Genomic DNA, 12,234 nt, shown 5'->3' on the forward strand with positions numbered 1-12,234 from the left:
TTAACAATGGCTGAACGTCTGAATAACGACTTCCAGTTCATCGATGTCGGGCGCAAAGATCCGAAGAAGAAACTGTTGCGTCAACGCAAGAAAGAGTTCGTGGAGATCTACGAACCGTTCAAACCCCAGCAGTCGGCCGACCAGGCCCACCGCTGCCTGGGTTGCGGTAACCCGTATTGCGAATGGAAGTGCCCGGTGCACAACTTCATTCCGAACTGGCTGAAGCTGGTGGCCGAGGGCAACATCCTCCAGGCTGCCGAGCTGTCGCACCAGACCAACACCCTGCCGGAAGTGTGCGGCCGGGTGTGCCCTCAGGATCGTCTGTGCGAAGGTGCCTGCACCCTCAACGACGGCTTCGGCGCGGTGACCATCGGTTCGGTCGAGAAGTACATCACCGACACCGCGTTCGCCATGGGCTGGCGTCCGGACATGTCCAAGGTCAAGCCGACCGGCAAGCGTGTCGCGATCATCGGTGCCGGCCCGGCTGGCCTGGGCTGTGCCGACGTGCTGGTACGTGGCGGCGTGACCCCGGTGGTGTTCGACAAGAACCCGGAAATCGGTGGCTTGCTGACCTTCGGCATCCCCGAGTTCAAGCTGGAAAAGACCGTGCTGAGCAATCGTCGCGAAGTTTTCACCGGCATGGGCATCGAGTTCCGCCTGAATACCGAAGTGGGCAAGGACGTGACCATCGAGCAACTGCTCGAAGAATACGATGCCGTGTTCATGGGCATGGGCACCTACACCTACATGAAGGGCGGTTTTGCCGGTGAGGACCTGCCGGGCGTGTATGACGCGCTGGACTTCCTGATCGCCAACGTCAACCGCAACCTGGGCTTTGAAAAGTCGCCGGAAGATTTCGTCGACATGAAAGGCAAGAAGGTCGTGGTACTGGGCGGCGGCGACACGGCGATGGACTGCAACCGTACCTCGATCCGCCAGGGCGCCAAATCGGTGACCTGTGCGTACCGTCGGGACGAAGCGAACATGCCGGGCTCGCGCAAAGAGGTGAAGAACGCCAAGGAAGAAGGCGTGAAATTCCTCTACAACCGCCAGCCGATTGCCATCGTCGGTGAAGATCGTGTCGAGGGCGTGAAAGTGGTCGAGACCCGTCTCGGCGAACCGGATGCCCGTGGCCGTCGCAGCCCTGAGCCGATCCCGGGCTCCGAAGAGATCATCCCGGCCGACGCCGTGGTCATCGCATTCGGTTTCCGTCCAAGCCCGGCGCCGTGGTTCGAACAGTTCGACATCCAGACCGACAGCCAGGGCCGCGTTGTGGCACCGGAACAAGGTAAATACAAGCACCAGACCAGCAACCCGAAAATCTTCGCCGGTGGCGACATGGTTCGTGGTTCTGACCTGGTGGTGACGGCGATCTTCGAAGGCCGCAATGCGGCTGAAGGGATCCTGGATTACCTGGGCGTCTAACACCGATTGCGGGCAACCTCACTCCTGTAGGAGCTGAGCTTGCTCGCGATAGCATCACCGCAGAAATCAGGTTAACCGAGGCGCCTGCATCGCGAGCAAGCTCGGCTCCTACAGGGATTGAGGTTGTTTCGCGACGTGGTTCCCCCGCGACAAATTGACCCGATAGACAAAAGGTGCGGCACTTGCCGTGCCTTTTGCGTCGCGCTCTGAGAAAATGCCCGCACTTTTTTTCCGGATGCCGACATGACTGCCCTGAAGAACGACCGTTTCCTTCGCGCCCTGCTCAAGCAACCCGTAGACGTCACCCCTGTGTGGATGATGCGTCAGGCCGGTCGCTACCTGCCTGAATACCGCGCCAGCCGTGCCAAGGCCGGCGACTTCATGAGCCTGTGCATGAACCCGGAGTTCGCTTGCGAAGTCACGCTGCAGCCGCTTGACCGCTATCCACAACTGGACGCGGCGATCCTGTTCTCCGACATCCTGACCATCCCCGATGCCATGGGCCAAGGCCTGTACTTCGAAACCGGTGAAGGTCCACGCTTCAAGAAAGTCGTCAGCACCATGGCCGACATCGAAGCCTTGCCGATTCCTGATCCGCACAAAGACCTCGGCTACGTGATGGACGCGGTCAGCACCATCCGCCGCGAACTCAATGGCCGCGTGCCGCTGATCGGCTTTGCCGGCAGCCCATGGACCCTGGCCACCTATATGGTCGAAGGCGGCTCGTCGAAAGACTACCGCAAGACCAAAACCATGCTCTACGACAACCCGCAAGCCTTGCACCTGCTGCTGGACAAGCTCGCGCAGACGGTCACCAGCTACCTCAACGGCCAGATCATGGCCGGCGCGCAAGCGGTGCAGATCTTCGACAGCTGGGGCGGCAGCCTCTCGGCGGCGGCGTACCAGGAATTCTCCCTGGCCTACATGAAAAAAATCGTCAGCGGCCTGATCCGCGAGCACGAAGGCCGCAAGGTTCCGGTCATCCTGTTCACCAAGAACGGTGGCCTGTGGCTGGAAAGCATCGCCGACGCTGGCGCGGATGCACTGGGCCTGGATTGGACCTGCGACATCGGCAGCGCCCGTGATCGCGTCGGCAGCAAAGTCGCGCTGCAAGGCAACATGGACCCGACTGTGCTCTACGCCAAACCAGAAGCCATCCGCACCGAAGTCGGGCGCATCCTCGCCAGCTACGGCAAAGGCAGTGGCCACGTGTTCAACCTCGGCCATGGCATCACCCCGGAAGTTGATCCGGAGCATGCTGGCGCCTTCCTGCGCGCGGTGCATGAGTTGTCGGCGCAATATCACGAGTGATCGTCGCCCAATAGAAAACGCCCGGCTTATGCCGGGCGTTTTTGTTTGTGCTGGATTTCAACGACCGAGGAGTTGTTCGGCGTAGCGGGCGATGATGTGGTCGAAAGCGTCATGCTGGCCATTCTGCGGTTGGCGGTATTGTTGAATGATCGCTTCGAGTTCTTTGACAGAAAAATCGGCCAGGAAGTCGTCATCGAAGATGCCCTCCAGTTTCTCTTTACGGCGATTGTTGAGAAAACTGATGTCGAGGGCGAGTATGTCGATCATGTTCTCGGCAGGCGTGCCAGTTTTCGCGCTTTCTATCTGGCCAATCAGCGTGTATCTGAAATGGCTCTCGCAGTTTTCGTCCAGCGGCGATACATGAGCGTCTTCGGAGAATCTATTACCCTTGTTGTGCCCGCAGTGGGCAGGTTTTGGTTCTTCGGTTTCGCCTTGGCAGGAGGCATGGAGATTTGTGTACACCAGACCCAAATGGTCGAAGGGTTTTTGAGGACGAAAGTGCTCTATGTGACTGGTTTGCAGAGTTACTTTGTTCCCGCAATAGCAACATACAAAACCCTGTTCACGGATCAGGCTTTCATGTAGTTCTTGTTTCTCTGGATTTCGCAATATCGAATAAGAGGGACTCCACTCTTCACTCGCTAACGCTTTCCACCGGATAAATGAAGCAGGCTCAGTTCCTTTGATCACTCGCTTCATCGGCCAATAATCTCCTTACGCCTGAGCAATGCTTCGGCTCTCAGGAATTCGGGCAGATCCGGAGCTTTTTTCTTGAGTGCCTGAAGCAGCAGCTTGGCTTTTTCAAGGTCGTTATCTTCAAGAGTGGAAAACAGTTCCGAGAGCATTGCTTCAATCTTTGGTTCGCGTTGAGAAACGTCCATGACCTCCTCAAGAATGCTGCTAGAGTCCAGCCCGTAAGTGACTCGAGGATGGTGAGCATCACCATCACTTAGAACTATGACTTCTTCAGGTCTCAGGCTGCCGATGATCTGAGGTGAGTGGCTCGCGGTGATGAATTGGACTTTGGGAAATGCCTGCCTCAATGCCGAGACAATGCTGCGCTGCCAGGCTGGATGAAGATGGATATCCAGCTCGTCGATGATGACGACCCCCGAAGTTTTTTTCAGGACGTCCTTGCCCATGTGCGGGTTAAGGATGCACATGCGGCGGGCGATATCGGCGAAGAGGGCGACCATGCCGCGTTGGCCATCGCTCAGCAGATTGAAAGGAAGGGTTTGCCCATTGTTCATATCTACGAGCAAACACTGCATCCGGAGGTCGTAACGTAAGTCCGTCGATTGTGGCAGTGCAAACTGAATCGCTTGGTTTACCCATGCTAATTCGTCGTCAAATGGAGCGGACGTCATTCCCTCGTCCAGCAAGGTTTGCATTCGCTCCAGCGTCTTGGCGATCAGCCAGCTTTCGAAGTCCTTTAGATCCGTGACTGCGTCATACCAGTTGCTATAGCTATCAAAGCGGGAAACTTTTTGCTGGGCTGCGAACTCTGCCGAAATATTTGCACTCTTCCAGCGTCGGTCCGCGCGGTAAAACGAAAGGACGGGGAGGTCCGGAATCGTTTTTGCTTCAGATAAGGCAAGTACTTGGTCAACCTTATTTTTCAGCTGTTTATTCGAAGCTGCAGGTGAATCCTCAACAAGGCTGAACGTTTTCCATTCGTTTGCACCCAAAACATCCCCTGTACTCACTATCCAAAGAGGGAATTTTTTTCGTAACGAGTTCTGCCTTGGAATTTATCAACAACAACACGAACATCATCGTTTATTGAGAAGGTTCGGTCGGATGTCATTGCGTTGGAAAATTCAACGAATGATGCAGCCACCGCCTGCAACAACGAAGTCTTCCCACTCCCGTTAACCCCCACCACCAGGTTGAAACCTGGCTGAAAGTCGAAAGTGGCATCTTCGTAGCAACGAAAATTCTGAATGTGGAGACGGTCCAGGCGCATTCTGGCTTCCCTTACCAAGACTGGCGAATGTCGTCAGTGTACCTTGGCTCGCGATTACCGCTAGGGCGCAGTTGTGGCTAAACCAGTGCGGTGCCTGGCAACGGCGGCAACTTCGCCAGTTTCAACGCCACCAGCAGCGCAATCACCAGCAACCCGCCGACAAACAAGCCGATCCCGTTCCATCCGCCCAAGTGCCAGAACACCCCGCCCGCCGTCCCGGCAATACTCGACCCGGCGTAGTAGCTGAACAGATAAAGCGATGACGCTTGCCCCCTGGCCTTGATCGCCCGGCGCCCGATCCAGCTGCTCGCCACCGAATGCGCGCCAAAGAAACCAAAGGTGAAAATCAGCATGCCGATGATCACCAGCGGCAGCGGTGTAAACATCGTCAAGGCGAGGCCGGCGAGCATCAGCACGATGGTCGACCAGAGCACCTTGCGGCGGCCAAGCTTGTCAGCCAGCGAACCGATTTTTGCCGAACTGTAGATCCCCGACAGGTACACCACCGAGAGCAGTCCGACGAAGGTTTGTTCCATGTGGTACGGCTCGGCCAGCAAGCGGTAGCCGATGTAGTTGAACAGCGTGACGAACGCGCCCATCAGCACAAAGGCTTCGAGAAACAGCAGCGGCAAACCGGTATCGCGAAAGTGCATGGTGAAGCCGTCAATCAAGCTGCGTGGGTGCATTGAGCGGGCGCGGAAATTGCGCGATTCAGGGAGGATTTTCCAGAACACCGCTGCGGCGATCAGGGCCAGGCCGCCGATTACCAGCATCGCCGTGTGCCAGCTGACGAAGTCGATCAACACGCCGGTGATCAAGCGCCCGCACATCCCGCCAATCGCATTGCCGCCGATGTACAAACCCATGGCCAGGCCGATGTGCTGTGGGTGGATTTCTTCGCTCAGGTAAGTCATGGCCACCGCTGCCAGGCCACTCAACGACAACCCGATCAGTGCGCGCATGATCAACACGCCTTCCCAGCTCGGCATCATCGCGCTGGCCATGGTGCACAGCGCGGCGGCGAACAATGCAGCAACCATCACCGGTTTGCGGCCGACACGGTCGGAGATCGGACCGGTGATCAGCAGGCCAATGGCGAGCATGCCGGTGGCGACCGACAGGATCAGGCTGCTCTGCGCCGCGTTGATCGAATATTCGTGGGACAGCAACGGCATCATCGGTTGCACGCAATAGAGCAACGCAAAGGTCGCGAAGCCGCCGGAGAACAGCGCCAGCACCGTGCGCATGAACATCGGCGTGCCTTTTTCGATGTAAATCTCCTTCAGCTCGGCGACGATATCGTTCGCCGCAGCAGGCGGAACTTCATGGGCGAGTGGAGCGACAGCAGTTTTCACGTTGGACCTCGGAGGGACGCAGCCGGGCAGGCAATGAAAAAATCATATAGCTGCCTAATGATTCAATCCAATATATTGTTCGACCTGTTTAAGAGCTTTTACGACCTAATGGGGTTTTCATGGAATTGCGTCACCTGCGCTACTTCATCGCCGTCGCCGAAGAACTGCACTTCGGCCGCGCCGCTCAGGTGCTGGGCATCTCTCAGCCGCCGCTGAGCCAGCAGATTCAGGCGCTGGAGGCCGAGGTTGGCGCTCGCTTGTTCGAGCGTACCAATCGTCGGGTCGAGCTCAGCGAAGCCGGTCGGTTGTTTCTGCAAGAGGCTCGATTGGTGCTGGCACAGGTCGACAAAGCCGCCGACGTGGCGCGGCGTGCGCAGCTGGGTGAGCTCGGTGAATTGAAGATTGGCTTCACCTCCTCGGCACCGTTCAACTCGACCATTCCCCAGGCGATTTTCTCGTTCCGCCAACGCTTTCCGGCGGTGCACCTGAATTTGCGGGAGATGAGCAGTACCCAGGTTGCCGATGCGTTGGTCGACGAGTCGATCGAGGTCGGCATCATGCGGCCGCTGGGGTTACCGGACTCCCTCAGTGTCGTGGAGCTGATGCGCGAACCATTGGTGGCGGTGCTCAGCTCCAAACACCCGCTGGTTAATGACAGCGAAGAAGGTTTGTTCCTGTCGGCACTGGCCCTCGAACCTTTTGTGTTTTTCCCGCGCAGTTATGGCAGTGGCCTGTACGCACAATTGCTCAGCCTGGCCCGCGATGCCGGTTTCAGTCCGCACTTTGCGCAGGAGGCGGGTGAGGCGATGACGATTATTGGTTTGGTCGCGGCGGGATTGGGCGTGTCGGTGCTGCCGGCGTCGTATCAGCGGATGCGCATCGACGGTGTGGTGTATCGACCGTTACTGGATCCGGCGGCGGTGTCGGCGGTGTGGCTGGTGCAGCGCAAGGATCAGAAGTCGCCGATGGCCAAGGCGTTTGTTGAGTTGTTGACGCGTAAGGTTGAAGGGGCTTGAGAGCAAAGACATTTCGCGTAACGGATCCGCTTTAGGGATTCACCCTGGTACAGGGCGATGACAAGCCGGCCTGTTTGTGAAGGGGCGCCGAAAGGCGCCCTTTGTCGTTTTAGCATGACCCTCCTCAGTCAATCTGTACCTGATCCCCACGCAACACCACCCCTGACGCTGTCGCCTTCAGCACTTCTGATAGCGCGCAAACTCGCGCCCTGGGGGCTTGCCATGTTTTTTTGATGCATCCCTTCGCCTTTTTTCTGATCAGCCGATAACAGTTTCGGACTCATCACAAACAATGGAGATACAGGATGTTCAAGCAGCTAACCCTCACCGCTTTGCTGGCCGTAGCCGCACTCACCGGTGGTTGCGCTTCGGTAAAAATGGCGGATGACACGCAGGACGCTCAGGCGAAGACCTTCCAGGTCGCCCCGGACAAAGCCAATATTTATGTTTATCGCAACGAGAGCATGGGCGCCGGGGTGAAAATGCCGGTGACGCTCAACGGTAAACCGGTCGGCCAGACCGTCGCCAAGTCGTACCTGATGTTGGCCGTTCCGGCCGGTCAGCAGACTCTGGTGTCCTCGGCGGAAAACGATTCCGAACTGAAACTCACCGCAGAAGCCGGCAAGAACTACTTTGTCTGGCAGGAAGTGAAAGTGGGCTTCATCAAGGCACGCAACAGCCTGCAAGTGGTTGATGACCACACCGGTCGTGCTGGCGTTGCTGAAAGCAAGTTGATCCAGGCTCAGTAAGTGTTGGAACGGCCTCTGCGCCAAGCGCAGGGGCCGTTTTCACACGTGTTGGAAACCCGTCCGTCCACACCGCTAACGCCGTTACGACTCGGCCGGCGCTGGTCTTGATTTGCTGTGCTGCGCCGAAACTTGCTCCTGCAATCGTCGCCCGACGACATCCAGCAAATCACAACCATCACGCAATGACGTCACCAACACCCGCGCCAGCTCACTGTAAACGCCCTCACCAAACGCAAAACTCTCAAGCAGCTGAGTCGCAGTGCGGATGCGGTAAGCCGCTGTTTCGTGCAACACGTCCAGCGGTGCTTCGGTGTCGATCACCAGCGAAGCGATGGTGCAATCGATACCTGTGATAGGCATGTATCTATCCATGACAAAAACCTCCATTGCGTAAGAGAGCGCGATTACTTATTGGTGACTGTTGGATGACGCCATAGACAACCCGCTGGGAGGGTCAAGAATATCCAGGGCCCGGTTGACCATCAGCTCGGCCAGCACGACCAGTTGCTGAATGGCCAATGCCTCGTTGCGGAGCGAGCCTTCGAGCTCGCAGGCGAGGTCAGTGGTCATCACATTCAGCGAGGCAAGGGTTTCAGTGGCGTGACAGAGCAAGGACTCTGTATCGACGTTCGGGTTGATGCTGAACACATGGCTGACGGGGTCGGGGCGGTTTGGATTGCGCAGGCGGGCGCTGACGGTGCGCTCGGTGGTTTCGGAGAGTTTGGCTAGATCGGCGGATGAAATGTCTGCTGATTCCGGGGAGGTAGGTTTGTTTTTTTTCATGATGATGCTCCCTGCAAGATTTAAGAAAGTGCCGGCTCAATTGTTTGAAATGGAACTGGTTGGTCACTGTACTCAAATTTACTAACTGGTAAAGCTGTTCGTTATAAATTTCAATTAGTTAACCAAACTATTAAACATTTGCTTAATTAAATGATTCTTTTAGGGGTGGCGTGACTTTTCGCAAAATACAATGTTGAAATCTTGCAATTTTGGTTGCGATGGATATACCGGCTATGCACATACTGTCTTCCTTGTTTCTGTAAGAAAATTCTTTAGCATGCCAGCAGTCCAGCTGGGTTTTTAACTGCGAAACATTATCTAACGAATGTTTGTCTTTTTTGCGGTGTTGCCATTTTTACAGCGGCTAGGATGTATAGGACTGATTTCGAGTAAGGCATGACTGCAGATACTCAGCTCTGATACGGCTCTTTGGGGTTGTAAAAAAATGGTGGCTGTTGAATGTACAAGAAAGAAAAAACAGAAAATTTGAAAAATAACATTAAGTATTTAATAAAAAGCCGAGGAGAGACGCAGCTTTCATTATGTAATTCCAGTGGGTTGACCAGGACGACGATATATAACATTTTGGAAGGGAGAGTGGTGAATGTACAGCAATCTACCATTCGAAAAATATCAGACTTTTTTGGGGTCTCTTATAAAGAAATAGAAAGTGTCGATTTCGAAGAGAGGGAACTGATAGAGAGCAATATCTCTCTGCAAGGAAATATGAATCCAGCGGCAGTTCCGATAATTAAAGAAAGCTCATTAATTAGGAGTCTTGATAAAAGAATCGGCGAGTTGGCCACTACTCATCCTCTAACTTATTATTTTGGGGAGGCCTGTAATTTAATAGGTGTGCTTTTGGAGGTTGATATTGTTGGTTCAAATGAGGCGGGCGATTTGTTAATCGTTAAGAAAGGTCCGTCGAATAGAGGTGGAGAGATACTGGCATACGATAAGGCTACAAAAAAATTATTTATAGCTGATGCGGAGTCTTTTGATTCTGAAGGTATCTGCGTTGTCGGAAAAATAGTGGAGGAAAGATTTTGAAATCCGACAATAGTGATCTAGAAAACAGAAAATACAAACTATTAGGGTTTGAGAGAGGCAAAGATCTCGCCGTTATTATGGTCACGTCTACAGGGACGGGGAAGGTTATAAAAATTAAGGTAAGCGAATTATTGAGAAGTGAAATCATCGACGACTTAAGTAGGGATGAAATAAAAAGCATATACAAAAAGTTCTACTCGCGGGGAGCGGTGTTGACTGCATATGATATAACTGACAGGCATGAGAAATCATGGGTGATTTATGTTGCTTTGAATTTATTGCTTTTTGCGTTGTATATGTTCACAAATATTGCTGCGACCAAACTTGTATACATAGATTGGCTTGATATTGTTGTCACTCCAGGAGTTTTTCTGTATCCGCTGACATTTTTGATAGTTGATATGTTGAACGAGTTTTATGGGCTTGGCCTTGCGAGAAAAGCCATTTTATTTACTTTTGTAACTAATGTTTTTATTGTCGTTTCGCTTGGCGCTACAATCTATCTTCCCGGTTTGTCAGGTTGGGATCTTAATGTGGCATATGGAGAGGTCATGAGTCATATATTGTCCGTGCTGGTGGCATCCTCGATATCTTTTATTTTTTCAGAATACGTGAACTCTTATTTGTTGAGTGAAATAAAGCAGCTTACAAATTCCAGATTTTTATTTTTACGGGTGTTTTTTAGTACGTTTTTTGCGTCGATAATAGACAGTTTCATTTTTTGCTTTATTGCATTTTACGGTTCGATGGCTAATGCTGAAATACTTGATATTGTTTATGTCCAGATTGCCATAAAAATGTGTTTTGCTATTTTTAATATTTTGCCCGCCTATGGAGCCAGGTCTCTATTTAAAAGGTATGTGGTTAGTGTCTGAGACGTGGAAAAGGGGAAGCGGCATGGCTTCCCCTGATTCTTGCTGTTTAATTTTTTTGTTTGCTTACCAGACTTTTCATAACCGTAGACTTGTTCTCCAGAAACTCATTCAGCCCTTTCGCGCGGAGATTGCACGCGTCGCAATTCGCGCATCCAGTTCCAATTATTCCGTTGTAGCAAGTCAGTGTCTGGTGTTGAACCAATTCAAGCTTTCCATGCTGTTCGGCAAGCGCCCATGTTTCCGCCTTGTTCAACCACATGAGCGGCGTTTCAATGCGCAGCTTGTAGTCCATGCCCAGTTCAATGGCTTTGTGCAGACTCGTGACAAATTCATCACGGCAATCCGGGTAGCCAGAGAAATCTATTTCGCCAACACCTGTGATGACTGCCTCGGCCTGTACTTGATAGGCATAAATAGCAGCTAAGGTTAAAAACAGAATATTCCGGCCAGGCACGAAGGTGCTTGGCAAACTTTCTCCTGAGCTACCCACGCCAGGTACTGGAATGTTGTCACGCGTCAAACTACTGATAGCCAGTTCATTCAACAACGTAGTGTCCAGCAACTTGTGCACGGTCACACCAAGCTCTTTCGACAGCTGCTGCGCGACCTCGATTTCTGCGCGGTGGCGCTGGCCATAGTCGAACGTAATGCAGTGGATTTCATCGTAGCGCGGCAACGCGTGGATCAAGCAGGTGGTGGAGTCCTGCCCACCGCTGAAAACGATAACGGCCTTTTTAATCATGGTTCGTTCGTCCTTGTGATGCCCCGACATATCACGGGGCATTGAACCTAGCGCAAAGCCTCAATTCTGGTTGTCGGACGTTTCCGAAATGATGTATTCCGGCTTCCCTTTATTTCATTCCTATTCTCGGAATGGAGGTGTGTTGAGCCCTTTCTCCACCTCACTCAACCCGCACCAACTCCCCACGCAACGCCACCCCAGACACTTCCACCTTCGGCAAACACTGATAGCTCCCGCTGTCGCTGCTCAAATCGCGTTTGCCAGCCCCCGCAATATTGATCACCGCATTGGCACCGGCCTTTTTCGCCTTGCTCTGCAACGTCGCCAGCGTTGATTGCAGCGCCCGGAAGCAGGCGTCTTCGTCCGAGACTTCTTCGTTGTTCTGGGTGATTCGGCTACTGCTCACGGTATTCAGTTTGCTGACGTTGGCCGGTAGCGCTTCTCCCGCCAGGTAGAACTTGACGCTACCGTCCAGCAAGCCGATTTCGGTGGCGCGTTTCACGCCTTCACGGAAGTTCTGGAAGGTGGGTTCGTAGGCATTTTGCAGGGCGACGAGTTGGTCGCGGTCCGGGTCGGCGGCCAGTTGCTGGATCACGTCGTCGCGCAGATAGGTGATCCAGCGGTTGTAGGTGCCGTGGATCCGGCCGTCCTGGTAGTCCAGGCCGCGGCTGTCGCGGTAGTCGATTTCGAACGAATTCGATGTGTAAGGGATGTCGATTTCGGCGTGGTGTTTGTCACGCACGGTGACGGCCGCTTTGATCATGCCGGGACGCGCCGACTGCACTACCCATTGGCGTTCGATCAACGCGGTGACGATGGCGCGGCTCATGCGGTCGTTGGTCAAGCCTCGGTCACTGGGGAAGTGTTCCTTGGCGGTGTACACCGGGTTACCGGTGCAACCGCTCAGCGCAGCGGCCACGGTGAACAACGCGCCGATGCGCTGATACAGAGTCATTCCTTTT

At 53.9% G+C, this 12,234-nt stretch carries 14 protein-coding genes; 6 read left to right on the forward strand and 8 right to left on the reverse strand.

What is annotated here, in order from left to right; translation table 11 throughout:
• Window positions 1-6 precede the first annotated feature (6 nt).
• The gene (locus tag AB4N76_RS16090; RefSeq protein ID WP_460163239.1) at window positions 7-1,425 is read left to right on the forward strand and encodes an FAD-dependent oxidoreductase; all 1,419 of its coding nucleotides are present in this window, start codon (window positions 7-9) and stop codon (window positions 1,423-1,425) included.
• Window positions 1,426-1,668: 243 nt separating this feature from the next.
• Window positions 1,669-2,736, forward strand: coding sequence for a uroporphyrinogen decarboxylase (hemE, locus tag AB4N76_RS16095; protein ID WP_077432322.1), 1,068 nt, complete (start codon window positions 1,669-1,671; stop codon window positions 2,734-2,736).
• Window positions 2,737-2,793: 57 nt separating this feature from the next.
• On the opposite strand, the gene AB4N76_RS16100 is transcribed toward hemE, so the two are convergent.
• From AB4N76_RS16100 to AB4N76_RS16115, 4 genes are all read right to left on the reverse strand, one after another.
• Window positions 2,794-3,435 (reverse strand): retron system putative HNH endonuclease, encoded by a 642-nt coding sequence (locus tag AB4N76_RS16100; protein ID WP_046031162.1) that lies wholly within the window; start codon window positions 3,433-3,435, stop codon window positions 2,794-2,796.
• Window positions 3,432-4,424: an AAA family ATPase gene (locus tag AB4N76_RS16105; RefSeq protein WP_460163240.1), complete on the reverse strand. Its 993-nt coding sequence runs from the start codon at window positions 4,422-4,424 to the stop codon at window positions 3,432-3,434. The genes AB4N76_RS16100 and AB4N76_RS16105 overlap by 4 nt, the downstream gene beginning before the upstream one ends.
• A 17-nt stretch (window positions 4,425-4,441) precedes the next feature.
• Window positions 4,442-4,702: an AAA family ATPase gene (locus tag AB4N76_RS16110; RefSeq protein WP_460163241.1), complete on the reverse strand. Its 261-nt coding sequence runs from the start codon at window positions 4,700-4,702 to the stop codon at window positions 4,442-4,444.
• 77 nt (window positions 4,703-4,779) lie between these two features.
• The gene (locus AB4N76_RS16115) at window positions 4,780-6,057 is read right to left on the reverse strand and encodes an MFS transporter (RefSeq protein ID WP_460163242.1); all 1,278 of its coding nucleotides are present in this window, start codon (window positions 6,055-6,057) and stop codon (window positions 4,780-4,782) included.
• A 119-nt stretch (window positions 6,058-6,176) separates the two neighbouring features.
• Between AB4N76_RS16115 and AB4N76_RS16120 the strand changes: the two genes are divergently transcribed.
• A complete protein-coding gene (locus AB4N76_RS16120; protein WP_046031159.1) occupies window positions 6,177-7,073 on the forward strand; it encodes a LysR family transcriptional regulator in 897 nt (298 codons plus the stop codon).
• 305 nt (window positions 7,074-7,378) lie between these two features.
• Window positions 7,379-7,822 (forward strand): DUF2846 domain-containing protein, encoded by a 444-nt coding sequence (locus tag AB4N76_RS16125; protein WP_046031158.1) that lies wholly within the window; start codon window positions 7,379-7,381, stop codon window positions 7,820-7,822.
• 81 nt (window positions 7,823-7,903) lie between these two features.
• Here AB4N76_RS16125 and AB4N76_RS16130 read toward each other — a convergent pair whose 3' ends face one another.
• Both AB4N76_RS16130 and AB4N76_RS16135 read right to left on the reverse strand, forming a co-directional pair.
• Window positions 7,904-8,194 carry a hypothetical protein gene (locus AB4N76_RS16130; RefSeq protein WP_460163243.1) on the reverse strand — a complete coding sequence of 97 codons (291 nt, stop codon included), beginning with the start codon at window positions 8,192-8,194 and terminating at the stop codon, window positions 7,904-7,906.
• Window positions 8,195-8,230: 36 nt separating this feature from the next.
• Window positions 8,231-8,605: a DUF6124 family protein gene (locus AB4N76_RS16135; RefSeq protein ID WP_109785379.1), complete on the reverse strand. Its 375-nt coding sequence runs from the start codon at window positions 8,603-8,605 to the stop codon at window positions 8,231-8,233.
• Window positions 8,606-9,064: 459 nt separating this feature from the next.
• Here AB4N76_RS16135 and AB4N76_RS16140 point away from each other — a divergent pair, with 459 nt between their 5' ends.
• A complete protein-coding gene (locus tag AB4N76_RS16140) occupies window positions 9,065-9,655 on the forward strand; it encodes a helix-turn-helix transcriptional regulator (protein ID WP_460163244.1) in 591 nt (196 codons plus the stop codon).
• A complete protein-coding gene (locus AB4N76_RS16145; RefSeq protein ID WP_256594754.1) occupies window positions 9,652-10,530 on the forward strand; it encodes a queuosine precursor transporter in 879 nt (292 codons plus the stop codon). Before AB4N76_RS16140 ends, AB4N76_RS16145 begins: the two co-directional genes overlap by 4 nt.
• 46 nt (window positions 10,531-10,576) lie before the next feature.
• Here AB4N76_RS16145 and queC read toward each other — a convergent pair whose 3' ends face one another.
• Window positions 10,577-11,272 (reverse strand): 7-cyano-7-deazaguanine synthase QueC, encoded by a 696-nt coding sequence (gene queC, locus AB4N76_RS16150; RefSeq protein WP_460163245.1) that lies wholly within the window; start codon window positions 11,270-11,272, stop codon window positions 10,577-10,579.
• Window positions 11,273-11,432: 160 nt separating this feature from the next.
• A complete protein-coding gene (locus tag AB4N76_RS16155) occupies window positions 11,433-12,227 on the reverse strand; it encodes a hypothetical protein (protein WP_460163246.1) in 795 nt (264 codons plus the stop codon).
• Between the last annotated feature and the right edge of the window lie 7 nt (window positions 12,228-12,234).

Source organism: Pseudomonas sp. S2_F03, assembly GCF_054668335.1.

Excerpts from the sequence above, each read along its gene's own strand:
- AB4N76_RS16090 (WP_460163239.1), top strand. The coding sequence starts at position 7 with ATGGCTGAACGTCTGAATAACGACTTCCAGTTCATCGATGTCGGGCGC.
- hemE (WP_077432322.1), top strand. The coding sequence starts at position 1,669 with ATGACTGCCCTGAAGAACGACCGTTTCCTTCGCGCCCTGCTCAAGCAA.
- AB4N76_RS16100 (WP_046031162.1), bottom strand. The coding sequence starts at position 3,435 with ATGAAGCGAGTGATCAAAGGAACTGAGCCTGCTTCATTTATCCGGTGG.
- AB4N76_RS16110 (WP_460163241.1), bottom strand. The coding sequence starts at position 4,702 with ATGCGCCTGGACCGTCTCCACATTCAGAATTTTCGTTGCTACGAAGAT.
- AB4N76_RS16120 (WP_046031159.1), top strand. The coding sequence starts at position 6,177 with ATGGAATTGCGTCACCTGCGCTACTTCATCGCCGTCGCCGAAGAACTG.
- AB4N76_RS16125 (WP_046031158.1), top strand. The coding sequence starts at position 7,379 with ATGTTCAAGCAGCTAACCCTCACCGCTTTGCTGGCCGTAGCCGCACTC.
- AB4N76_RS16130 (WP_460163243.1), bottom strand. The coding sequence starts at position 8,194 with ATGGATAGATACATGCCTATCACAGGTATCGATTGCACCATCGCTTCG.
- AB4N76_RS16135 (WP_109785379.1), bottom strand. The coding sequence starts at position 8,605 with ATGAAAAAAAACAAACCTACCTCCCCGGAATCAGCAGACATTTCATCC.
- AB4N76_RS16140 (WP_460163244.1), top strand. The coding sequence starts at position 9,065 with ATGTACAAGAAAGAAAAAACAGAAAATTTGAAAAATAACATTAAGTAT.
- queC (WP_460163245.1), bottom strand. The coding sequence starts at position 11,272 with ATGATTAAAAAGGCCGTTATCGTTTTCAGCGGTGGGCAGGACTCCACC.
- AB4N76_RS16155 (WP_460163246.1), bottom strand. The coding sequence starts at position 12,227 with ATGACTCTGTATCAGCGCATCGGCGCGTTGTTCACCGTGGCCGCTGCG.